The sequence below is a fragment of the Paraburkholderia sp. EG304 genome, from assembly GCF_046543485.1.
In the GTDB taxonomy this organism is placed as follows: Bacteria; Pseudomonadota; Gammaproteobacteria; order Burkholderiales; family Burkholderiaceae; genus Paraburkholderia; species Paraburkholderia youngii.
This window is the reverse complement of record NZ_JBKGUA010000002.1, coordinates 258,370-281,877: the sequence shown is the minus strand read 5'-3', so window position 1 is coordinate 281,877 and position 23,508 is coordinate 258,370. Positions and strand designations below refer to the sequence as shown.

20 protein-coding genes are annotated in these 23,508 nt (G+C 64.9%); 14 read left to right on the top strand and 6 right to left on the bottom strand.

What is annotated here, in order from left to right; all coding sequences use genetic code 11:
• Positions 1 to 66: 66 nt before the first annotated feature.
• From lipB to ACLFKU_RS03895, 6 genes are all read left to right on the top strand, one after another.
• A complete protein-coding gene (lipB, locus tag ACLFKU_RS03920; protein WP_410848219.1) occupies positions 67 to 792 on the top strand; it encodes a lipoyl(octanoyl) transferase LipB in 726 nt (241 codons plus the stop codon).
• 13 nt (positions 793 to 805) lie between these two features.
• A complete protein-coding gene (lipA, locus tag ACLFKU_RS03915; protein WP_410848218.1) occupies positions 806 to 1,813 on the top strand; it encodes a lipoyl synthase in 1,008 nt (335 codons plus the stop codon).
• 112 nt (positions 1,814 to 1,925) lie between these two features.
• Positions 1,926 to 2,678, top strand: coding sequence for a glycerophosphodiester phosphodiesterase (gene ugpQ, locus ACLFKU_RS03910; RefSeq protein ID WP_410848217.1), 753 nt, complete (start codon positions 1,926 to 1,928; stop codon positions 2,676 to 2,678).
• 373 nt (positions 2,679 to 3,051) lie between these two features.
• Complete coding sequence (locus ACLFKU_RS03905) at positions 3,052 to 4,332, top strand: dicarboxylate/amino acid:cation symporter (protein WP_368583351.1); 1,281 nt, start codon at positions 3,052 to 3,054, stop codon at positions 4,330 to 4,332.
• Positions 4,333 to 4,377: 45 nt separating this feature from the next.
• Entirely contained in the window at positions 4,378 to 6,438 is a 2,061-nt protein-coding gene (locus ACLFKU_RS03900; protein WP_368624066.1) for an ATP-binding protein, read from the top strand.
• Between the two features lie 31 nt (positions 6,439 to 6,469).
• Positions 6,470 to 7,819 (top strand): sigma-54-dependent transcriptional regulator, encoded by a 1,350-nt coding sequence (locus ACLFKU_RS03895; RefSeq protein ID WP_410848216.1) that lies wholly within the window; start codon positions 6,470 to 6,472, stop codon positions 7,817 to 7,819.
• A 57-nt stretch (positions 7,820 to 7,876) separates the two neighbouring features.
• On the opposite strand, the gene ACLFKU_RS03890 is transcribed toward ACLFKU_RS03895, so the two are convergent.
• Positions 7,877 to 8,413, bottom strand: a complete 537-nt coding sequence (locus ACLFKU_RS03890) for a TlpA disulfide reductase family protein (protein ID WP_410848215.1) — start codon at positions 8,411 to 8,413, stop codon at positions 7,877 to 7,879.
• Positions 8,414 to 8,618: 205 nt separating this feature from the next.
• Between ACLFKU_RS03890 and ACLFKU_RS03885 the strand changes: the two genes are divergently transcribed.
• Positions 8,619 to 9,302, top strand: coding sequence for a hypothetical protein (locus tag ACLFKU_RS03885; RefSeq protein ID WP_368587205.1), 684 nt, complete (start codon positions 8,619 to 8,621; stop codon positions 9,300 to 9,302).
• Between the two features lie 332 nt (positions 9,303 to 9,634).
• Here ACLFKU_RS03885 and ACLFKU_RS03880 read toward each other — a convergent pair whose 3' ends face one another.
• Together ACLFKU_RS03880 and ACLFKU_RS03875 are read right to left on the bottom strand one after the other, a co-directional pair.
• Positions 9,635 to 11,257: a YifB family Mg chelatase-like AAA ATPase gene (locus ACLFKU_RS03880; RefSeq protein WP_410848214.1), complete on the bottom strand. Its 1,623-nt coding sequence runs from the start codon at positions 11,255 to 11,257 to the stop codon at positions 9,635 to 9,637.
• A gap of 120 nt (positions 11,258 to 11,377) precedes the next feature.
• The gene (locus ACLFKU_RS03875; RefSeq protein ID WP_026228952.1) at positions 11,378 to 11,632 is read right to left on the bottom strand and encodes an accessory factor UbiK family protein; all 255 of its coding nucleotides are present in this window, start codon (positions 11,630 to 11,632) and stop codon (positions 11,378 to 11,380) included.
• Between the two features lie 386 nt (positions 11,633 to 12,018).
• On the opposite strand from ACLFKU_RS03875, the gene ACLFKU_RS03870 reads away from it, so the two are divergent.
• The 7 genes from ACLFKU_RS03870 (at position 12,019) to ptsP (ending at position 19,803) form a co-directional block, all read left to right on the top strand.
• Complete coding sequence (locus ACLFKU_RS03870; RefSeq protein ID WP_410848213.1) at positions 12,019 to 12,357, top strand: P-II family nitrogen regulator; 339 nt, start codon at positions 12,019 to 12,021, stop codon at positions 12,355 to 12,357.
• 46 nt (positions 12,358 to 12,403) lie between these two features.
• Positions 12,404 to 13,912: an ammonium transporter gene (locus ACLFKU_RS03865; protein WP_410848212.1), complete on the top strand. Its 1,509-nt coding sequence runs from the start codon at positions 12,404 to 12,406 to the stop codon at positions 13,910 to 13,912.
• Positions 13,913 to 14,162: 250 nt separating this feature from the next.
• Entirely contained in the window at positions 14,163 to 15,452 is a 1,290-nt protein-coding gene (gshA, locus tag ACLFKU_RS03860) for a glutamate--cysteine ligase (protein ID WP_018434736.1), read from the top strand.
• Positions 15,453 to 15,555: 103 nt separating this feature from the next.
• Entirely contained in the window at positions 15,556 to 16,512 is a 957-nt protein-coding gene (gshB, locus tag ACLFKU_RS03855; RefSeq protein ID WP_410848211.1) for a glutathione synthase, read from the top strand.
• A 227-nt stretch (positions 16,513 to 16,739) separates the two neighbouring features.
• Positions 16,740 to 17,267, top strand: a complete 528-nt coding sequence (locus ACLFKU_RS03850) for a PTS sugar transporter subunit IIA (RefSeq protein WP_410848210.1) — start codon at positions 16,740 to 16,742, stop codon at positions 17,265 to 17,267.
• Positions 17,268 to 17,391: 124 nt separating this feature from the next.
• Complete coding sequence (locus tag ACLFKU_RS03845) at positions 17,392 to 17,661, top strand: HPr family phosphocarrier protein (protein WP_013088266.1); 270 nt, start codon at positions 17,392 to 17,394, stop codon at positions 17,659 to 17,661.
• A 396-nt stretch (positions 17,662 to 18,057) separates the two neighbouring features.
• Positions 18,058 to 19,803 (top strand): phosphoenolpyruvate--protein phosphotransferase, encoded by a 1,746-nt coding sequence (ptsP, locus tag ACLFKU_RS03840; RefSeq protein ID WP_368587209.1) that lies wholly within the window; start codon positions 18,058 to 18,060, stop codon positions 19,801 to 19,803.
• 96 nt (positions 19,804 to 19,899) lie between these two features.
• Here ptsP and ACLFKU_RS03835 read toward each other — a convergent pair whose 3' ends face one another.
• The 3 genes from ACLFKU_RS03835 to gpmA all read right to left on the bottom strand — a co-directional run bounded on the left by ACLFKU_RS03835 (position 19,900) and on the right by gpmA (position 23,491).
• On the bottom strand, positions 19,900 to 20,658 hold the full coding sequence (locus ACLFKU_RS03835) for a HesA/MoeB/ThiF family protein (protein ID WP_368587210.1): 759 nt from the start codon (positions 20,656 to 20,658) through the stop codon (positions 19,900 to 19,902).
• Between the two features lie 245 nt (positions 20,659 to 20,903).
• Positions 20,904 to 22,481, bottom strand: a complete 1,578-nt coding sequence (locus tag ACLFKU_RS03830; protein ID WP_368587211.1) for a S41 family peptidase — start codon at positions 22,479 to 22,481, stop codon at positions 20,904 to 20,906.
• 263 nt (positions 22,482 to 22,744) lie between these two features.
• Positions 22,745 to 23,491 carry a 2,3-diphosphoglycerate-dependent phosphoglycerate mutase gene (gene gpmA, locus ACLFKU_RS03825; RefSeq protein WP_410848209.1) on the bottom strand — a complete coding sequence of 249 codons (747 nt, stop codon included), beginning with the start codon at positions 23,489 to 23,491 and terminating at the stop codon, positions 22,745 to 22,747.
• Positions 23,492 to 23,508 lie beyond the last annotated feature (17 nt).

Genomic DNA, 23,508 nt, shown 5'->3' with positions numbered 1-23,508 from the left:
CCCGCTGTGTCGAGTTCCCCGTCCCCTCGGGCGCGGTTTCCGAGATTTCGGTAAACTCCCGGGATCATGTGCGCCACCCAGGTTTCTCCGTCTCCTCTAGCAGCCATCGAGCCGCCCACGCTGCGCTGGCTCGGCCGCGAACCCTACCAAGTCAGTTTCGACGCAATGCGCGCGTTCACCGAAGCGCGCACCGCCGACACACCCGACGAAATCTGGCTCGTCGAACATCATCCCGTCTTCACGCTCGGCCAGGCCGGCGATCCGGCCCACCTGCTTGCGGCCGACAGCAGCATTCCGCTCGTCAAGGTCGACCGAGGCGGGCAGATCACCTATCACGGGCCCGGCCAGGTGGTCGCGTATCTGCTGCTCGACCTACGCCGGCGCAAGCTGATGGTGCGCGAGCTGGTCACGCGGATCGAGCAGGCCGTGATCGACACCCTGGCGGCGTATAATCTCGCCGGAGAACGCAAGGCGGGCGCCCCCGGCATCTACGTGGCGCCCGGGCCCGAGGCCGGGCCGCATGCGGGCGCCAAGATCGCGGCGCTTGGCCTGAAAATCCGCAACGGTTGCAGCTATCACGGCGTGAGTCTGAACGTGAACATGGACCTGCAGCCGTTTCTCGCGATCAATCCATGCGGCTACGCGGGGCTCGAAACAGTCGACATGGCGACGCTCGGCGCCGCCGCCGGCTGGGACGACGTGGCCCGTACCCTCGCAGCAAGTCTCACCGCAAACCTCGACGGCAATCCCGCGGCCGTCGCCCAACCGCAGGCCGGTGCGCTCACCGCCTGACTGGATCGAACGAATGACTGACGTAACCGCGAATTCCGCAGCAGCCACCCCCGCGCCCGAAGGCGTGCCGGCCCCCGCCGCCTACGACGCTACCGCGAAGCAGAAAGCGCAAGCCAAGACCGCGCGCATCCCGATCAAGGTCGTCCCGATCGAAAAGCTGAAGAAACCGGACTGGATCCGCGTGAAGGCGGCCACCGGCAATTCGCGCTTCTACGAGATCAAACAGATCCTGCGCGAGCACAATCTGCACACGGTGTGTGAAGAGGCGAGCTGCCCGAACATCGGCGAATGTTTCGGCAAGGGCACCGCGACCTTCATGATCATGGGCGACAAGTGCACACGCCGCTGCCCGTTCTGCGACGTGGGCCACGGCCGTCCCGATCCGCTCGACGCCGACGAACCGGCCAACCTCGCGCGCACCATCGCCGCGCTGAAGCTGAAGTACGTGGTGATCACCAGCGTCGACCGTGACGATCTGCGCGACGGCGGTGCGGCGCACTTCGTCGAATGTATTCGTCAGACGCGCGAGCTGTCGCCGGAAACGCGCATCGAGATTCTGACGCCGGACTTTCGCGGCCGGCTCGACCGCGCGCTCGGCATCCTGAACGCGGCGCCGCCCGACGTGATGAATCACAACCTCGAAACGGTGCCGCGTCTGTATAAGGAAGCGCGTCCGGGTTCGGACTACGCGCATTCGCTGAAGCTGTTGAAGGACTTTAAGGCGCTGCATCCGCACGTCGCGACCAAGTCCGGCCTGATGGTCGGCCTCGGCGAAACCGAAGAGGAAATCCTGCAGGTGATGCGCGATCTGCGCGATCACGACGTCGACATGCTGACGATCGGCCAGTATCTGCAGCCGTCGGAGCACCATCTGCCGGTGCGCGCTTACGTGCATCCGGACACCTTCAAGATGTACGAGGAAGAGGCGTACAAGATGGGCTTCACGCACGCCGCGGTGGGTGCGATGGTTCGTTCGAGCTATCACGCCGACGTGCAGGCGCATGGAGCCGGCGTCGTCTGACGCGCTGGCGTCTCGCCGCTGTTGCGTCGCTTCACGCCCGCAAAAGCGAAAAAGCCCGCCGATGTGCGGGCTTTTTTTTTGAACCGTTCATCTATCAGTAAGGAAACGACACGTGGCAACTGGGATCGATCGCGGCACCTCCGCACAATGGCCTTATCCGCGGCTGATCGCGCACCGCTGCGGCGGCACGCTCGCGCCGGAAAATACGCTGGCCGGTTTCGACGCCTGCGTGCGCTACGGCTATCGCATGGTCGAATTCGACGCGAAGCTGTCCGCCGACAACGCACTGTTCCTGCTGCACGACGACACGCTCGATCGCACGACCAACGGCCACGGGCCTGCTGCCATGCACACGTGGCAGCAACTTGCCGCTCTGGATGCCGGCGCGTGGCGCGGCGCCGAGTTCGCCGGCACGCGGCTGCCGAAGCTGGCCGACGCGGCCGGGCGTTGCGCGCGCGACGGCATCGCCGCGAACATCGAGATCAAGCCGTGTCCGGGCCGCGAAGTCATCACCGGCACGCTGGTCGCGCAAGGCGCGCTCGAGCTTTGGCAAGGGCGGACGCCGCCGCTCCTGTCGTCGTTTTCGTTCGACGCGCTCGCCGCCGCGCGCGCGGCCGCGCCGTCACTGCCGCGCGGCATGCTGTTCGAGCAGGTGCCGGCGGACTGGCTGAGCATCGTGCGTGAGCTCGACTGCGTATCGCTGCACGCAAGTCACCGTTATCTGAGCGAGCCGCTGGTCGCGCAGATCCGCGCGGCCGGGCTGCGCGTGCTCGCCTACACGGTGAACGATCCGGCGCGCGCGCGGGTGCTGGAAGAATGGGGCGTAGACATGATTTGCACCGACCGGATCGATCTGTTGAGCTGAAGTCGCGCTCGCGAGCTTCAAACCCCTGCGGGTTTTCCCGCAACCGCGCGCGCCCACGATTCCGGATTCCCCGACAGCACTCGTCCGGATTTCCGGAATCCCGGACGGCACGCGCCGCGCCTTGCCCAAAAACCCATAAAAATCAAGGCTCTCAGTCTGAATTCAAACTGGCATCGAGCTTGCAATTTAAAACGCGTGGCCGCCACGGCCCGACAAAAAAGCAAGGAGACAACGATGTCCGATTTCCCTTCCCGGTATTTCTGAATTCGTCGTCTTTGCAGCGGCCCGCTATCGTGCGCGCACGTGACGATGTTTCGTTTGCGTGTCGCGCGTCGCGGCAACTCATTCGCTCATATCCCTCGCAGGAACCATCGTGAAGAAACCTATCCATAAAGTGCTGTACGTCCAGGTGATCGTGGCGATCATCATCGGCATCGTACTCGGACATTTCTACCCGAATCTCGCCACCGACATGAAGCCTCTCGGCGACGGCTTCATCAAGCTGATCAAGATGGTGATCGGACCGATCATCTTCTGTACGGTCGTCACGGGCATCGCCGGCATGGAAGATATGAAGAAGGTCGGACGCGTCGGCGGCAAGGCGCTGTTGTACTTCGAAATCGTCTCGACGTTCGCTCTGGTGCTCGGCCTCGCCGCCACGCACCTGCTGCGACCCGGCGCCGGCTTCAACGTCGACCCGGCCTCGCTCGATAGCCGCGCGGTCGCGTCGTATGCCGCGAAGGCGCACGGGCAGTCGACCGTCGACTTTTTCATGCACCTGATTCCGGACACGCTGTCGTCTGCGTTCGCACAGGGTGAGATCCTGCAGATCCTGCTGATCGCGCTGCTGTTCGGCGCCGTGCTCGCGACGGCCGGTGAGAAGGGCAAGCCCGTCACGAACTTCATCGAAGGGCTCTCGCACATCCTGTTCGGCATGGTGCGCATCATCACCAAGCTCGCCCCGATCGGCGCATTCGGCGCGATGGCCTTCACCATTGGCAAGTACGGCATCGGCTCGCTGCTGCCGATGCTCAAGCTGATCGGCACGTTCTATCTGACCTCGATCGTGTTCGTGGTGGTCGTGCTCGGCGCGATCGCACGCATGGTGGGCTTCAACATCCTGCGTTTCGTCGCGTACATCAAGGAAGAGATGCTGATCGTGCTCGGCACGAGCTCGTCCGAAGCCGCGCTGCCGCAACTGATGCAGAAGCTCGAAAATCTCGGCTGCTCCCGCTCGGTGGTGGGCCTCGTGGTGCCGACCGGCTACTCGTTCAACCTCGACGGCACCAACATCTACATGACGATGGCGGTGCTGTTCATCGCCCAGGCGACCAACACCGACCTCTCGTGGGGCCAGCAGCTGACGCTGCTCGCGGTGACGATGCTGACCTCGAAGGGCGCGAGCGGCGTGACCGGCGCGGGCTTCATCACGCTCGCGGCGACGCTGGCCGTGGTGCCGACGATTCCGCTGTCGGGCATGGTGCTGATCCTCGGCATCGACCGCTTCATGAGCGAGTGCCGCGCGCTGACGAACATCGTCGGCAACGGCGTTGCGACGGTCGTCGTGTCGGCCTGGGAAAAAGAGCTCGATCACAGCAGGCTGAACAAGGTGCTGCGCGGCGATGTGGCGGTCAAAGAGCCGGCCGGCGTTTGAGCCGCGCCTCGCCAACCCTGTCGTGACCAGCGCGGACGCCTAAGCATGAAACCGGCGTCCGCGCATCCTTCCGAGGCGTCTGTCGTCGCTCCGGTGTTCCCGGAGCTTGCGACGCTTACCTCTGGCGGCGATCCCTTGCCGCCCTATGCCACAATGTCCGATGCCCATCGATCGGACTTTGCCAACGTGACCCGCCGCCTGCTGATTCTCTTCGCGCTCGCAGCCGGGCTCGCGGCGGCATGCTGGCTCACCTACAGCCTTGCGTGGAAAAGCGGTATCGACACGCTGCGGCGCAACGCCGCCGTGCGCGCCGAGCGCACCGCGAGTGCGCTCAGGAGCACGCTCGAGCGTTACGAATCGCTGCCTTACCTGCTCGCCGAGCATCCAATCGTGCAGGACGTGCTGATCGATCCGACTCCCGCCAACGTCAAGCGCGCGAACCTCTATCTCGAAGACCTGAACCGCCACGCGCGCGCGACGGTCACCTACATCATTTCGCTCGACGGCTACTGCGTCGCCGCCAGCAACTGGCGCGGCCCGGGCAGCTTCGTCGGCGCGGGCTATCAGTTCCGGCCGTATTTCGTCGATGCGATGAATGGCGGCGTCGGCCGCTTCTTCGGCATCGGCACGATTTCGCAGGCGCCCGGCTACTACATCTCGCAACCGGTGCGGCGCGACGGCAAGATCGTCGGTGTCGCGGTCGTCAAGCTCGATCTCGAATGGTTTCAGGGTGTCGACGTGTCCGAGCCGCTCGTGGTCACCGACGATCATGGCGTGATCTTCCTGTCGTCGGTGCCGGCATGGAAGTACCACACGATCCGGCCGCTGCCGGGCCGGATTGCCGATTCGATCTATCAGGCGCGCCAGTACGCGCAGCAGCCGCTCGAGCCGCTGCCGGTGACGGTCGAGCGCATGCTCGAAGGCAATGCGCAGATCCTGCGCATCGGCGGCGGGCGCCTGGCGCCGCGCTACCTCGCGTCGCGGCACGCGATGGGCGAGCCGGACTGGCATCTGATCACGATGTCGCCGGTCGATCCCGTCGATGCCGACGCGCTCAAGGCGACCATCGTCACCGGCTTCGGCTATGTGTCGCTGGTGCTGCTCGCGTTCTACTGGCGCATGCGGCGCGCGCGTGTGCGCGAAGTGATGCGCAGCCGCGCGCTGCTGCAGAAGGCGTATGCGGAGCTGAACCAGCGCGTCGCCGAGCGCACCGCGGATCTGTCCGAGGCGAACCAGCAGTTGCACAAGGAAGTCGCCGAGCGCACCCGCGCCGAGCAGGAGCTGCGCGCCGCCCACGACGAACTGATCCAGGCGAGCAAGCTCGCCGCGCTCGGCCAGATGGCGGCCGGCATCACGCACGAGCTGAACCAGCCGCTCGCGGCACTGCGCAGTTTCTCCGACAACACGCGCGTGCTGCTCGAACGCGGCGATCAGGCATCGGCGCGCGAGAATCTCGAAGCGATCGCGGCGCTTACCGAGCGCATGGGCAAGATCACCAACCAGCTGAAGCTGTTCGTCGGCCGCGCGCGGCCGCGCAGCGCGCGCGCGTCGATCGTGCGGGCGCTGCGCAACGTCGTCGCGCTGCTGCAGAAGCGTCTGCAGGGCGTCGAGCTCGAATTCGTGCTGATCGATGCCGAGGTCGACACCGACGTTGGGCCCGCCGCGGCGGCAGGCGGCGCGCGCGCACCGCTGAATCTCGCCGACGATCATCCGGAGCTGGTCGCGAACTGCGACGATCTGCGGCTCGAACAGGTGCTGATCAACCTGCTCGGCAACGCGCTCGACGCAACTGCCGGCATGAACCCGCCGCGTATCACGGTCGAGGTCGAGGCAAGCGCCGCGAACCTGTCGATCGCGGTCGGCGACAACGGTCCGGGCATTCCCGACGACGTGTTGCCCCACCTGTTCGAACCGTTCTTCACCACCAAGGAAATGGGCCAGGGGCTCGGCCTCGGCCTCGCGATTTCGTCGTCGATCGCGCGTGATTGCGGCGGCTCGCTGGTCGCGCGCAACGCGCCGCAAGGCGGTGCATCATTCGTATTGACGCTGCGTCGCGCGCGCGTGCAGACCAGTCCTTCGCACGATCCGCTGACGGCGGGCTCCTGAATTCACACTGACGCATCACCCGGAACACGCAATGAACGACGGCCTGCAAGTGCTGTATATCGAAGACGACGAACTGGTGCGGCGCGCGAGCGTGCAGAGCCTGCAGCTGGCCGGCTTCGACGTGGTCGGCCATGCATCGGTCGAGGCGGCGGCGAAGCTGATCAGCGCGGACTTTTCCGGTGTGATCGTCAGCGATATCCGGCTGCCCGGCGCGAGCGGCCTCGATCTGCTCGCGCAGTGCCACGAGCGCGCGCCCGACGTTCCGGTGATTCTGGTCACTGGCCATGGCGATATCTCGATGGCCGTGCAGGCAATGCGCGACGGCGCCTACGACTTCATCGAAAAGCCGTTCGCATCCGAGCGGCTGATCGAAACGGTGCGGCGCGCAATGGAGCGCCGCAAGCTCGTGCTCGAAAACCTGGCGCTGCGCCGTGAGTTGGCTGGGCAGAACGCGGTCGCGCCGCGCATCATCGGCCGCAGTCCGGCGATCGAGCAGGTGCGGCGGCTGATCGCCAACGTCGCGCCGACCGATGCGTCCGTGCTGATCAACGGCGATACCGGTGCAGGCAAGGAGCTGATTGCACGCAGCCTGCACGAGCTGTCGCCGCGGCGCGACAAGCCGTTCATCGCGGTGAACTGCGGCGCGCTGCCCGAGCCGATGTTCGAATCGGAGATGTTCGGCTACGAGCCGGGCGCGTTCACCGGCGCGGCCAAGCGGCGGATTGGCAAGCTCGAACATGCGTCGGGCGGCACGTTGTTTCTTGACGAGATCGAGAGCATGCCGCTCGCGCTGCAGGTCAAGCTGCTGCGTGTGCTGCAGGACGGCGTGCTCGAGCGGCTCGGCTCAAACCAGCCGATTCGCGTCGATTGCCGTGTGATCGCGGCCGCGAAAGGCGATATGGCCGAGCATGTCGCGGACGGCTCGTTCCGGCGCGATCTGCTATACCGGCTCAACGTGGTGACGATCGCGCTGCCGCCTTTGAGCGAGCGCCGCGAGGACATCGTGCCGCTGTTCGAGCATTTCCTGCTCGATGCGGCGGTCCGTTATCAGCGGCCGGCGCCGATGCTCACCGATCGCCAGCGAGCGAGCCTGATGCAGCGCGACTGGCCGGGCAATGTGCGCGAGCTGCGCAATGCCGCCGACCGCTTCGTACTCGGCATCGCCGACGAACCGGTGCTGTCGTTCGACGAAGACGACGGCGCCACGCATCCGCTAAAGGAGCGTGTCGAGCAGTTCGAGCGCGCGATGATCGCCGAGGCGTTGGAACAGGCGGGCGGCGTGGTCGCTGTCGCGGCAGACCGGCTGCAGCTCGGCAAGGCGACGCTCTACGAGAAGCTCAAGCGATATGGCCTTGCGGCCAAAGGAGAGGGGGAGCGGTGAGGAGGGCGCCGCCGGCGAGAGATTGCGCCGGCGCGTTGCGGATCTGCGTGACCTGGTTTAGGCCGCGCCAGCTTTTAGCGCTTTCGCGAGCAACTGGTCGAGTTCCGCGAACTGCGGCTCGCCGACATAGCGCTTCAGGATCTTGCCGTCTTTATCGACGACGAAGGTGGTCGGCGTGAGCTGCACGTTGCCGAACTGCTTGGCGGCCGAGCCGTCGTCCATGGCGACCTTGAACGGCAGCTGACGCGTTTGCGTGTAGTTGGTCACGTACATCGGCGCGTCGTAGTTCATCGCCACCGCGACGAATTCGAGGCCCTGTCCCTTGAAGCGGTTATAGGTCTCGACCATCTGCGGCATTTCCTTCATGCAGGTGTCGCAACTCGTTGCCCAGAAATTGACCAGATAAACCTTGCCTTTCAGGTCCGCGGTCGTGAGCTTCTGTCCCGAAAGCAGCGTGAAGGTCGCATCGGGCACGCGCTGCTGTCCAGCAAACGCGAAGTAACCGGCGACGGCGAGCGCAATGGCCACGGCCACCGCGATCAGATAGCGAAGCGGGTTCGTGCGCCGGGCGGCGGTCGGTGAATTGGAACTCATGGACGGAACCTCGTGGTCGCGCGTGGCGCGGAACAATGGGTCGGTGCAATGGCGCTCCGGCCGGTGCTGAAGAGCTTTTCTATTGTAGCTGCAATGCGGCGGCTGCGCCGAAATGGCGGGAGCGCGCGGCTCGGCCGCGACGGGCCGGCAGCCGATCAGCGGATAATGGCGTTTTATGCTCCGCAAGCCCGATCTCTTCCGCCCCATGCTCCAAACCGTTCTTCGCGTCTGCCGCTCAGTTGCCCGCGTTTCGTGCCGTGTTCCGTTGATCAGCCGAATTTCCGCCCGTCTTGCGGACGTCGTCCAGCCGGCGGGCCATTTCCTCCGCGCTTTCACGCGACCCGGTCACGCCCGTACCGTGCTCGGCGCGGTGACGGCCGCGTTGACCCTCGGCGTCGCGCTCAGCGCCTGCTCGCCGACCTTCGACTGGCGCACCGTGATGAACAACGATAAGGGCTACACGGTCGACTTCCCGGCCAAGCCGGGCAACGACCAGCGCGCGGTGCAGATCGACGGCACACCCATGCAGATGGCGATGCAGACTGCCGAAGCGGGCAATGCGGTCTTCGCGGTCGGCACCGTGATGCTGCCCGACGATAGCGACGCGACGCAGCGCGCGGCACTCGATTTCCTGCGCTCGGGACTGGCGCGCAACGTCGGCGCGACGCCCGATGCGCACGCGGTGCAGATCCCGCTGGCGGCGGGCGGCAAGATTCCCGGGCAGGAAATGACGGTGAGTGGCGCCGCGGGCGCCAAACACGAAACGCGCACCGTGTATGCGCGGCTCGTCGCGCGCGGCCGGCACGTGTACCAGGCGGCGATCATCGCCGATCAACCGCTGCCGCAAGACCAGGTGGACCAGTTTTTTTCGTCGTTCCAGCTATATTGAGCGCGGTATTTTTGGCCGAACGGACGCGCCTCAGAACGCCAAATGCAGTGAAAGTTCCTTCGCAGGTTTGCGAGCTAATTACCGGTTTACGTTGAGCTTTTTGAGTTACGCGCACAACCTGTGGATAACTCTGTTGAGAAGTCGCCCTCAAAGGCCGCAAAAGCCCATCAGACGGGCCTTTCGCCAAAATCAACGAGCGTAGGGCGTTTTAAAAACATCAATGAAATCAACGGCTTCGCGAGATGCCTGTCTGCACGCTTTCGAGTTGTATCAAAATCTAACAGGATCGTGGGCGTGTGAATAAGTCAAGTCTTGACAGTAGATTTTTCTACTCATAACGAGCCAAAAGCGCGGCGGTATTGGATTGCCTCGGCGACCTCCGCCGTGCTCGGCATCGCCGCCCCGGCTAGATCCGCGACGGTGCGCGCGACCTTCAACACCCGGTAATACGCGCGCGCCGACCAGCCAAAGCGCTCGCCGGCTTCGCGTAACAGTGCCTCGCCCGCCGCGTCCGGGCGGCACACATCGTCGACTTCGCGCCCGTCCAGCTCGCGGTTGGTCTTGCCTTGCCGGGCCAGTTGCCGTTCGCGCGCAGCGCTCACGCGGTGTGCGATCGCCGCGCTTGCTTCGCCGCTGGTGGCGGCGCGGGCCGCGAGTTCGGTGGCGGTCAGTGCTGGAATTTCGAGCTGGATGTCGATGCGGTCGAGCAGCGGTCCCGACAATTTACGCAGATAGCGCGCCGCAACTTCGGGCGTACAGCGGCAGCGCCCGCCCGGGTCGCCGCGCCAGCCGCACGGGCAAGGATTCATTGCGGCGATCAGTTGGCAGGCGGCGGGGAAGTCCGCTTGCCAGGCGGCGCGCGAGATCGTGATGCGGCCGGCTTCGAGCGGCTCGCGCAGCGTTTCGAGCACCACGCGATCGAATTCGGGAAGCTCGTCGAGAAACAGCACGCCCAGATGTGCGAGCGTGATCTCGCCAGGCTGCGGCGGGTTGCGTCCGCCGACCAGCGCCGCCGCGCTCGACGAATGGTGCGGCGCGCGAAACGGCCGCTGCCGCCACTGCGACGGCTTGAAGCCGATGCGGCTCGCCGACAGCAGCGCGGCGGAAGCGAGCGCTTCATCGTCGGTCATGGGCGGCAGCAGGCCGGGCAGGCGCGCCGCGAGCATCGACTTGCCGGCGCCGGGCGGCCCGATCAACAGCACGTGATGGCCGCCGGCCGCCGCGACTTCGAGTGCGCGCCGAGCGGCGCGCTGGCCGATCACATCAGCCATGTCCGGCGCTGGAGCGGCGGCGTGCTCGTGGAGCTCGGGTGCGGCGACCGGGCTAAGACGCGCGTCCGGCGCGCCTGCGAGGTGCGCGCATAGCGACGGCAGATCGGCGGCGCCGTACACGTCGACCCCCGGCACCAGCGCCGCTTCGGCCGCGCTGGCGGCCGGCAGGTAAAGCTGTGGGGTGTGGAACGGCTGCGCGGTTATTTGATCGAGGAAGGCAGGCAACGCGGAACGCGTTTCAGATGATGCGTCGGCTTCTGCGCCGGCGGCGTCTGCGCTCGCCAGAGCGCCGCGCGCGGTACCGCATGCCATCGCGAACGCGCCGCGCATCGGCCGCAGCGCGCCGGTCAGCGACAACTCGCCGGCAAACTCGCGGTGGAGTAGCGATTCGGCTGGAATTTGCCCACTCGCGGCGAGGATGCCGAGTGCGATAGGCAGATCGAAACGACCGGATTCTTTCGGCAGGTCGGCGGGCGCGAGATTGACGGTGATGCGGCGGACCGGGAAGTCGAAACCGCAGTTCTGCAGCGCCGCTCGAACGCGCTCACGGCTCTCGCGCACTTCCAGGTCGGGCAGGCCGACGATCGAAAAGGACGGCAGTCCATTGGCGAGGTGAACCTCGACGGTCACTTCGGGCGCACGGCCAGCGGCCGGCGCGCGGCTGCGCACCACGGCAAGCGACATATTCCCTCCCGTCGGACAGCGCGCTCACTTCGCGCGCAAATCCCCTAAAACGCTGATGACGTCACGGCCCGCTTGCCGGTGATGTGCGGCACTGCGCAGCGCGAAGGCTGCTAGCAGCGCTTACGGCGTCTGCGTGAGCGGCAGCTTCTGTTCGAGCTCGGCGACGCGGCGCTCGAGTTCTTCGAGGCGCGCGCGCGTACGCACGAGCACTTGGGTCTGCGTATCGAATTCCTCGCGCGTGACCAGATCGAGCTTCGAGAAGCCCTGCGACAGCATTGCCTTGACGTTGCGTTCGACATCCTTGGCCGGCGAATTCTTGAACAGATCGCTGACGCGAGCCTGGAAGTCGTTAAAAACGTCGTTCGGTTGTTTCATCGTGTTCCCCTTGGTGCACAAAAATTGTGCATGTTTCATTGCGCCCGTCCTTCGTTGCGGCGAATGGGCGATCCTGGTGCGCGCGGCTCCTTCGCTGCCGCCGCCGCGTGAGCGCGTTTGGTGCGCGCCTCGCGTTCAGAACGTTCGAACACTCTAGCAACGATCCCCTCGCCGCGCCACCGCCGGCCGCGCCGCTGGCCGTTCGGACAAGGCCGTCTGGGCGCGCTGCGCCACCCGCGCGACGCGCAGTCTGACACAACATGGCATAGGAGTTGCTGTTACTGCCGCGCGCGCACTGCCAGGGCACTTTTACCGCAAGCGCAGGAGACCGCGGTCACGGATACGCAACGGGCAGCAACGGTTCAGCAACAACTAGCGAGGATTTCATGAAACTCATTACCGCAATCATCAAGCCGTTCAAGCTGGATGAAGCGCGCGAAGCCCTGTCGGCGATCGGCGTATCGGGCATCACGGTGACCGAAGTCAAAGGCTTCGGGAGGCAGAAGGGCCACACCGAACTGTATCGGGGTGCTGAATACGTGGTCGATTTTCTGCCGAAGGTGAAGATCGAAGCAGCGGTATCGGACGACATCGTGGACCAGGCGATCGAGGCGCTCGAGCGCGCCGCGCGAACCGGCAAGATCGGCGACGGCAAGATCTTCGTCACGCCGATCGAGCAGGTGATTCGGATCCGCACCGGCGAGATCGGCGCGGACGCACTGTAAAAGACCAGAGCAAAGCGACACGGATCGCGACAAGAGGAAAACCAAGATGCGCAAACTCATGATGTCCCTGCTGATTGCCGGCTCGCTGCTCGCGGTAGGCGTCGGCACCGCCCTGGCGGACGACGCGTCCGCTCCCGCGGCCGCCTCCGCCCCCGATACGACCGCGAGCGCGCCGGCACCGGACGCCTCCGCAGCAGCCGCTGCCCCGACAGCCTCGGCTCCCGCCGCCGATGCGTCCGCCGCGCCGGCCGCAAGCGCGCCGGCCGCCGCCGACGCGTCGGCCGCCGCTGCCGCCGCGCCGGCAGCGCCGACCGCCCCGTTCTCGGTCGATTCATCGAAGATCAACTCCGGCGACACCGCGTGGATGCTGACCTCCACCGCGCTGGTGCTGTTCATGACGATTCCGGGTCTCGCGCTGTTCTACGGCGGCATGGTCCGCAAGAAGAACGTGCTCGCGACGCTGATGCAAAGCTTCGCGATCACCTGTCTGGTGACGATCGCCTGGACCGTGGTGGGCTACAGCCTCGCGTTCACGCCGGGCAACTCGTTCATCGGCGGCTTCTCGCGGGTGTTCATGACGGGCATGAACTACATCAAGGGCGATAAGGCCACGACGCTGACCGTCAGCCACCTCGCGCCGACGATCCCCGAGACGGTCTACTTCGTCTATCAGATGACCTTCGCGATCATCACGCCGGCGCTGATCACCGGTGCGTTCGCGGACCGCATGAAGTTCTCGGCGATGCTGGTGTTCATGACGCTGTGGTCGATCCTCGTCTACTCGCCGATCGCGCACATGGTGTGGGAACCGAGCGGCTGGCTGGCTACCGCGGGCATCCTCGACTTCGCGGGCGGCACGGTGGTGCACATCAACGCGGGTATCGCGGGGCTGGTCTGCTGTCTGGTGCTCGGCAAGCGCGTCGGCTACGGCAAGGAGGCAATGGCGCCGCACAACCTGACGCTGACGCTGATCGGTGGCGCGATGCTGTGGGTCGGCTGGTTCGGTTTCAACGCGGGTTCGGCGGTAGCGGCCGACGGCCGTGCCGGCTTCGCGATGTTCGCGACGCAGGTGGCGACCGCCGCGGCGGCGCTCGCATGGATGTTCGCCGAATGGGCGGCCAAGGGTAAGCCGTCGGTGCTCGGTATCGTGTCGGGCGCGGTCGCGGGTCTGGTGGCGGTGACGCCGGCGTCGGGCTTCGTCGGCACGGTCGGTGCGCTGGTGATCGGCATTGTGGCGGGTGTGGTCTGCTTCTGGTCGGCCACGTGGCTCAAGCACAAGCTCGGCTACGACGATTCGCTCGACGCGTTCGGCGTGCACTGCATCGGCGGGATCATCGGTGCCCTGCTGACCGGCGTGTTCGCGGTCAAGGATATCGGCGGCTTCGACGGCAACGTGATCCTGCAGGCGAAGGGCGTGCTGACGACCCTGATCTACAGCGGCGTGGTGAGCTTCGTGCTGCTGAAGATCATCGACATGGTGATCGGCATCCGCGTGACCGAAGAGCAGGAGCGCGAAGGCCTCGACGTGAGCCTGCACGGCGAGAAAGTCGAATAACGAAGAACCTGTTCCGCCGCGGGCCCGCGCTCCCGGGCTCCTCAGTCAGGAAAAAGTTAAGCGCAGCAAAGAGTTCGCCCGCCTTCATGGCGGGCTTTTTTCTTGCTGATCGGGTTGCGAACGGTAATTTTCCGCGCCTATCATCGAGATAGGGAGAATGCATTCGAGTCTGCTTGCGAATGGAGAAACCGTCCCCAAATGGACAAAGCATTTGCTCTACAATCTTTTTTCTCCAGTCTGCGAGTGATCAATGGTTCCGCACCTAGTTACGGCGTTAAACGGCCCGCTGCTCGACCTCGAGCGGAAGATCCTCGACGCCACGCCCGCTATCGAACGCTGGTTCCGGCTTGAATGGCAGGAGCACACGCCGCCGTTCTATTGTTCCGTCGATCTGCGTAACGCGGGCTTCAAGCTCGCGCCGGTCGACACCAACCTGTTTCCCGGCGCCTTCAACAATCTGCCGCAGGAAGTGCTGCCGCTCGCGGTGCAGGCCGCGATGGCGTCGATCGAAAAGATCTGCCCGGACGCGAAGAATCTGCTCGTGATTCCGGAGCGCCACACGCGCAACGCGTTCTACCTCGAAAACGTCGCCCGGCTCGCGTCGATCATGCGCCAGGCGGGCCTGAACGTACGCTTCGGCACGCTCGACGAAACCATCAACGGCCCGGTCACGATCGCGCTGTCCGACGGCCAGAAGCTCGTGCTCGAACCGCTCGAGCGCTCGCAGCGGCGCCTGGGGCTGAAGAACTTCGACCCGTGCTCGATTCTGCTGAACAACGACCTGTCCGGCGGCATTCCGCCCGTGCTCGAAAATCTGCACGAGCAGTACCTGCTGCCGCCGCTTCACGCGGGCTGGGCAGTACGCCGCAAGTCGACGCATTTCTCGTGTTATGACGACGTCGCGAAGAAGTTCGCGAAGATGGTCGAGATCGATCCGTGGATGATCAATCCATACTTCGCGCACGTCGAGGGCGTCGACTTCCAGCAGCGCACCGGCGAGGAAGCGCTGGCCGATGCGATCGACGGCGTGCTGAAGAAGATCGCGCGCAAGTATCGTGAGTACGGCATCTCCGAAAAACCGTATGTCGTGATCAAGTCGGATGCGGGCACTTACGGCATGGGCGTGATGACCGTGCACGACGCGTCGGAAGTCGCCGCGCTGACGAAGCGCGAGCGCACGCGCATGGCCGCGACCAAAGACGGCCTCGAAGTGCACGACGTGATCGTGCAGGAAGGCGTGTATACGTTCGAGCGCATCGGCGAGGAAGTCGCCGAGCCGGTCGTCTACATGATCGACCGCTATGTGGTGGGCGGCTTCTATCGCGTGCACGGCAGCCGCGAGCGCGACCAGAACCTGAACGCGCCGGGCATGCACTTCGTGCCGCTCGGCTTCGAGCACACGGCGCTGCCCGATGCGCACGCGAAGCCCGGCGCGGCGCCGCCGAACCGCTTCTATATGTATGGCGTCGTGGCGCGGCTCGGGTTGCTGGCCGCATCGGTCGAACTCGAAAAGACCGATCCCGAAGCGATCCAGGTCTAAACCACCTCGCGCGGCAGGATGGCGGCATGCGTGCCGCCATCGCCGTCTTCAAAGACTATATTGACGAACAATGTCACGCCCGTCAGGGCGCACGGGGACTTTCATGGACATTCTTTTCATCGCCGATCCGCTCAGCCAATTCAAGATTTATAAAGACTCGACCTACGCGATGATGGCCGAAGCGGCGCGCCGCGGTCACACGGTGTACACCTGCGAGCCGAAGCATCTGGCGTGGACGGGCGGCGATGTCGAGGCGAACGTGCAGCGCATTGCGATCACCGGCGATACCGCCGATCTGCATCGTGACGTCTGGTTCGCCGCCGATGCCGCCGCGCCGCGAGCGCTTGCAAGCTTCGGCGCGGTCGTGATGCGCAAAGACCCGCCGTTCGACATGGAATACGTGACGTCGACGTGGCTGCTCGAGCTGGCCGAGCGTGGCGGCGCGCGCGTCTTCAACAAGCCGCAGGCCATTCGCGATCATTCGGAGAAGCTCGCGATCGGCGAGTTCGCGCAGTTCGTCGCGCCGACGCTGGTCACGCGCGACCCGGCGCGTCTGCGCGCGTTCCACGAACAGCACGGCGACGTGATCCTGAAGCCGCTCGACGGCATGGGCGGCATGGGCGTGTTCCGCGTGAAGGCGGACGGTATGAACCTCGGCTCGATCGTCGAAATGCTGAGCCACGACGGCGCACGCTCGGTGATGGCGCAGAAATTCATCCCCGAGATCAAGGAGGGTGATAAGCGCATCCTGCTGATCGGCGGCGAAGCGGTGCCGTACTCGCTCGCGCGCATTCCTCAGGGAAATGAGGTGCGCGGCAACCTGGCGGCCGGTGGACTGGGTGTCGCGCGGCCGCTCAGCGAGCAGGATCGCAAGATTGCCGATACGCTCGCACCGGTGCTGGCGGCGCGCGGCTTGCTGTTGGTCGGACTCGATGCGATCGGCGACTGGCTCACCGAAGTCAACGTCACGAGCCCGACGTGTTTCCGCGAGATCATGGATCAGACCGGCTTCGACGTCGCCGCGATGTTCGTCGGCGCGTTGGAGCGCGCGGTCGGCTGACGCGCCGACTCTAGCGGCCTTGATTGCCCGGCCGCACCCCCAATCTGGGTAGTAAATCCGCACCAGGCGCGCCGTCGGGATTGGCGCGAAAATGAGGCTGCTACAATGCCCGCTCGCCCGACGATGCATTCCCGCCCCCGGGACCCACGGCCGGTCCGGGGCGATGGCGAACCGGGCTTGAGTCCCGGTCCACGGTTTTGGGGCCGTTCTATTGCAGTAAGGCTGACATGGCAGGCATTCTGATCATTGCGCACGCTCCATTCGCCACCGCGTTGCGCGATTGCATTTCCCACATTTATGGCGGTTTGCCGGCGCGTATCGGCGTGATCGATGTGTCGCCGGATTGCGATCCCGCGCAGGTCGTCGCGTTCGCGAATTCGGAAGTCGCGCGGTTGAAGGAAGAGAACGGCGCGCTCGTGCTGACCGACATGTTCGGCGCGACGCCGGCCAACATCGCGGGCCGGCTCGCCACCGTGCCGGACGTGCGCGTGCTGTGCGGCGTCAATCTGCCGATGCTGGTGCGTGCGGTCTGCTATCGCGCGACGCCGCTCGACACGCTCGTCGACAAGGCGCTCGCCGGCGCGACCAAGGGCGTGCACGCGATCGGACCGGCGACGCCGGAACCGGTCGCGGCGGCAGCCTGCCCGGTCGATTGCCTGCCGGCGCTGCCGCCCGACGCGGCGCCCGCTGACTGTGTTCCCGCGTTGCCGGCGGATGCCGATCTGACGCAGAAGCCGGACGCGCCCGGCCTGTAACTCGGGCTGGTTCGTAGGCAGGCTTCGACGGATTCAAGCGGTATCGCAACGGCGCCTGGCGCATTGCAGCCGCTTTGCAGTTTCACTTTTCACCATTTCATTCACCCGCGCTTCGGACCATCACATGCTGCAACAAGAAACGACAATTGTGAACAAGCTGGGGCTGCACGCGCGCGCGTCGGCCAAGTTGACGCAACTCGCGGGCAACTACCAGGCGGAAATCTGGATGAGCCGCAATGGCCGCCGTATCAACGCGAAGAGCATCATGGGCGTGATGATGCTAGCCGCGGGTATTGGCAGTACCGTGCTGATCGAAACGGAAGGTACCGACGAACAGGAAGCGATGGACGCGCTGTTGAAACTGATCGCCGATAAATTTGGCGAAGGTCAATAACGCCGCGCGGTTTGCGTTCGCCAAACCCAAAAATGCCGCGGCTCAGTCCGCGGTTTTTTTTCGCCGCCGACATTTGAATATCGGAAGAGGCCCGCTGTTAATCGACATTAAGGGTTGTAGAAGCGGCGCGAAAGCCGCAGGGAAGAATGCGTGAGGCGACATGGGGCGGCATGCGCGCACGGCGACACGCGTTTTCAATGTTTAAACCATATATTTTTGCGCGATGCGTATAAAGCGAAGTTTGGTCGGGTATGAGGACACCTGACGGCGATAATTCGTGCTGCGCTGCACACACCGCCGACGTACTTCAAAAAGGCGCGGAATTTATAATGCCAGGTACAGTCTGAGAGCATTGCAGCGGTTAGCCGCGGCATTACACAACTAGAGGAGGTGCGCGTGTCATTCACGCTGCATGGAATTCCCGTGTCACGCGGTATCGCCATCGGGCGGGCCTATCTGATCGCCCCGGCAGCACTCGACGTAGACCACTATCTGATCGAACCCGCCCAGATCGAAGGGGAGGTCGGGCGCTTTCGCGCGGCCCAGCAACGCGTACATGAAGAACTCAACGTGCTGCGCGCCGATCTCGCCGCGGATGCCCCCAGTGAAGTGGGCGCGTTCATCGACGTTCACACGATGATTCTGAACGACGTGATGCTCGTTCAGGAAACCATCGACCTGATCCGCACGCGCCGCTACAACGTCGAGTGGGCGTTGACCGAACAGCTCGAAAGACTCTCGCGCCATTTCGACGACATCGAAGACGAATACCTGCGCGAACGCAAAGCCGACATCGAACAGGTCGTCGAGCGCGTGCTGAAGGCGCTCGCGGGTGCGCCGGGCATCGTCGACAACGTGCATGGCGCGTGCGATGAAATGATCGTCGTCGCGCACGACATCGCGCCGGCCGACATGATGCAGTTCAAGACGCAGACCTTCCAGGGCTTCGTCACCGATCTCGGCGGACGCACGTCGCATACCGCGATCGTCGCGCGCAGCCTCGGCATTCCGGCCGCGGTCGGCGTGCAGCATGCGAGCGCGCTGATCCGCCAGGACGATCTGATCATCGTCGACGGCGACCACGGCATCGTGATCGTCGACCCCGCGCCGATCGTGCTCGAGGAATACTCGTATCGGCAAAGCGAGAAGGAGCTCGAGCAGCGCAAGCTGCAACGGCTCAAGTTCTCGCCGACGCAAACGCTGTGCGGCACGCGCATCGAACTGTGCGCGAACATCGAGCTGCCGGACGATGCGCGCGCGGCAATCGAATCGGGCGCGACCGGCGTGGGTCTGTTTCGCACCGAGTTCCTGTTCATGAATCACAAGGACCGGATGGCCGAAGAGGAGGAGCAGTTCAGCGCGTATCGTCGCGCGGTCGAGCTGATGAACGGCTTGCCGGTCACGATCCGCACGATCGACGTCGGCGCCGACAAACCGCTCGATTCGATGGCCGGCGGCGACGGCTACGAGACCGCCGTGAATCCGGCGCTCGGTTTGCGCGCAATTCGCTGGAGCCTGTCCGAGCCGCAGATGTTCCTCACGCAGCTGCGCGCGATCCTGCGCGCGTCGGCGTTCGGCAAGGTGAAGATCCTGATCCCGATGCTCGCGCACGCGCAGGAAATCGACCAGACGCTCGATCTGATCCGCGAAGCCAAGCGCCAACTCGACGACGCGGGCATTGCTTACGATCCGAACGTGCAGGTCGGCGCGATGATCGAGATTCCGGCCGCCGCGATCGCGTTGCCGCTGTTTCTGAAGCGGCTCGATTTCCTGTCGATCGGCACCAACGATCTGATCCAGTACACGCTCGCGATCGATCGCGCGGACAACGCGGTCGCGCATCTGTACGACCCGCTGCATCCGGCCGTGCTGCATCTGATCGCGTTCACGCTGCGCGAAGCGAAGCGTGCGGGCGTACCGGTGTCGGTGTGCGGTGAGATGGCGGGCGATCCGGCGTTGACGCGTCTGTTGCTCGGCATGGGTCTGACCGAGTTTTCGATGCATCCGAGCCAACTGCTCGAGGTCAAGCAGGAGGTGCTGCGCTCGCATCTGAAGACGCTCGAAAAGCCCGTGGCCGACGTGCTGGCTTCGTTCGAGCCGGAAGAGGTGCAGGCGGCGCTCAAGCGGGTCGCGCTGGTGTGAATCCGACGCGCTCGCTCGCGCCCGTTGAACGAAAAACGCCGCATATGCGGCGTTTTTCTATTGCGGCGTCAATCGAGCGGGCAGCGGGGAACCCCCTCAAGAGCCGTGCACGTGGCCGCACACCGGGCAATCCGGCTGACGTCCGATGCGCATCGTGTTCCATTCCATCCGCAGAGAATCGAGCATCGTCAGGCGGCCCACGAGCGGCGTGCCGATTGCGCCGATCACCTTCAGCGCTTCGGCCGCCTGCATCGAACCGATGATGCCGACCGTCGGCGCGAACACGCCCATCGTCGAGCAGGCGACTTCCTCGAACGGCTGGTCTTCGGGAAACACGCACGCGTAGCATGGCGACGCTTCGTCGCGGAAATCGAAGGTGCTGATCTGGCCGTCGAAGCGCAGCGCCGCGCCCGACACGAGCGGCACGCGATGCTGGACGCACGCGCGGTTGATCGCGTGACGCGTCGCGAAGTTGTCGGTGCAATCGAGCACGACGCTCGCGTGCGGCACCTCGCGATCGAGCCATGCATCGTCGACGCGCTCGGCCACCGCGTTGATGACGACCTCGGGATTGATCTGCGCGAGCGTGTCGCGCCCGGACTCGACCTTGCTGCGCCCAACCGACGCGCTGACGTGCAGGATCTGGCGCTGCAGATTGGTCAGGTCGACGGTATCGGCATCGACGAGCGTCAGACGGCCGACGCCCGCCGCCGCGAGATACATTGCGGCCGGCGAACCGAGCCCGCCCGCGCCGACGATGATCGCGTGGGCATCGATAAAACGCTGCTGCGCCTCGATGCCGATTTCGTCGACGAGGATATGGCGGGAGTAGCGAAGGAGTTGATCGTCATTCATGGCGGGCGCGTGGGGTGTGTCGCAATGTCGCGGTGTCGCGCAACGAGAGGCTGGCCGAGGGGCCGCGGCGCGCATTCGTGGCTGTTATTTTAATCGCGCGGGAAGGGTGGCTGCTGCGGCTTGCCGTGAGACGCCGCCGGTTGAGCGGCGGCTTGTGCTGAAACTGCTGCGGCGTGTCTTCGCAGACTATCGTGCTGCGAAGACACGCGCGGGCTGGCTGCTTATTGGCCAGCTTATTTGCCGGCTTACTTGCCAGCAGGAGCCGGTGTCGAAGCCGGAGCCGGTCCCGATGCGCCCGGCACCGGTTGCGTCGGCTTCACCGCGACCGGCGCGGAGGCCGACGTGCCCGGCTTGTTCTGCGCGAGACGGCGTTCCATCAGCGACTTCGATTCCTGAACCGGCTTGCCTTCGAGCTTGCCGACCGCCTGTTGCAGCATGAAGTCGTCGTTCGAACCGAACTCGACCGGCTTGCGTTCGCGTTCCTTCTGACGCTGTTCCGGCGTCTTCTTGTCGTTCTGCTCTTCGAGCTGACGAAGCTGCTCCATGCGCTCCGACTCGCGTTGCTCGGCTTCCTTCTTCTCGTTCGGATCCTGCGTGTTCGCAAGGTGATTCGAGTAGTCGACTTCGCGGGTGACGAGCGCGTCGTCCGGATCACCGTCCGCGTATTGATCGACCGGAAGGTCGGGGCGGATGCCCTTGTTCTGGATCGAACGGCCGCTCGGCGTGTAGTAATACGCGGTGGTCAGGCGCAGCGCGGTGTCCGCCGTCATCGGGCGTACGGTCTGCACTGAACCCTTGCCGAACGTGGTCTTGCCCAGAATCAGCGCGCGGTGCTGATCCTGCAGCGCGCCCGCGACGATTTCCGATGCCGACGCCGAGTACGCGTTGGTCAGCACGATCATCGGCACGGTCTTGAAGATGGCCGGGACGTCTTTCAGCGGATCGCTGTCGAACGATTGCAGACGGTAGTTATCGTAGGTGTCACGATAGATCTGCTTCGAATCCGGAATCTGGCCGTTGGTCGACACCACCACCGAATTCGGCGGCAGGAATGCGCCCGCGACGCCGACCGCGCTTTGCAGCAGACCGCCGCCGTTGTTGCGCAGGTCGAGGATGAGGCCCTTCAGGTTCGGCTCCTGGCGCGCCAGATCCTGCAGCTTGGCCGCGAGGTCGGGCGTGGTGCGTTCCTGGAAGCTCGTGATGCGCACGTACGCGAAGCCCGGCGCAACGATCTTGCCCTTCACCGACTGCACCTTGATGAGTGCGCGCGTGACGGTCAGCGGGAACGTGCGGTCGTCGGTCTTGCGGAAGATGGTCAGCGTGACCTTGGTGCCCGGCTCGCCGCGCATCTGCTTGACCGCCTGGTCGAGCGTCATGCCGCGTACGGGCTTGTCGTTGATGCGCGTGATCAGGTCGCCCGGACGGATGCCGGCGCGGAACGCGGGCGTGTCTTCGATAGGCGAAATCACCTTGATCAGGCCGTCTTCCGACGAAATTTCGATGCCGAGGCCCGCGAAGCGGCCCTTGGTCTGCTCCTGCAGCTCTTCGTAATCGGTCTTGTCGAGGTACGACGAGTGCGGGTCGAGGCTCGACACCATGCCCTTGATCGCGGCGGTGAGGAGCTTCTTGTCGTCGACCGGTTCGACGTATTCGTGCTTGATCTGCCCGAACACTTCGGCGAAGAGCCTGAGCTGGTCTAGCGGCAGCGGGGCGACCGCGGCGCTAGCGGGTTGCTGGGCCGAGGCGGAGAATTGCAGGGTGGCAAGGACACCGGTAGCAAGGCCCGCGGCAATCAGGCCGATATTTTTCAGGTTCTTTCGCATAGAGTCTGTTGCGGTCGGAAGCGCGTGGCAGCGTCGATAAAGATTGGACGGACAAGTATAACTGCACACCCGCCTGGTCAGGGCGCGGTGCAGGCAATCGTGCTTCGACAGTACGGGAAGGTCCTGGTTCTGGCGGACCGGCCCGCGGATGATGGGCCGTACGATACGCCGCGCGGCGCAATACAGTATTTCCCGCCGGGCCGGTTGTCTCCGTGCGGCCCCGCGCCTTCCCGTGGCATGGGGTCGCGGCGGCAAACGCTCGATCAGCCCGCCTTGCCCTGGCTCGCGACCGCGGCTTGCGCCTTCGCGATCGCGTCCTGGTCGCCGAGATAGTAGTGCTTGATCGGCTTCAGATCCTCGTCGAGTTCATAGACGAGCGGCACACCGTTCGGGATGTTCAGGCCGACGATGTCGTTATCCGAGATGTTGTCGAGATACTTGACCAGCGCGCGGATCGAGTTGCCGTGCGCGGCGATCAGGATGCTGCGGCCCGACTTGATGGCCGGCGCAATCGACTCGTTCCACAGCGGCAGCACGCGCGCGACCGTGTCCTTCAGGCACTCGGTCAGCGGCAGTTGCTCGCGCGGCACCTTGGAGTAGCGCGGATCGGTGTACGGCGCGCGCTCGTCGGTCGGCTCGAGCGCGGGCGGCGGCGTGTCGTAGCTGCGACGCCAGACCAGCACCTGTTCGTCGCCGAACTTGGCGGCCGTTTCGGCCTTGTTCAGACCCGACAGCGCGCCGTAGTGGCGTTCGTTCAGGCGCCACGAATGCACGACGGGCAGGTACATCAGGTCCATCTTGTCCTGCACGTGCCACAGGGTGCGGATCGCGCGCTTGAGCACCGACGTGTAGGCGATGTCGAACGTGTACCCCGATTCCTTGAGCAGCACGCCCGCCTGCTGCGCCTCGAGGTTGCCCTGCTCGGTGAGGTCGACGTCGACCCAGCCGGTAAAGCGGTTTTCCTTGTTCCAGGTCGACTCGCCGTGGCGGATGAGAACGAGTTTGTGCATGTGAGTTGCCGGTCGGT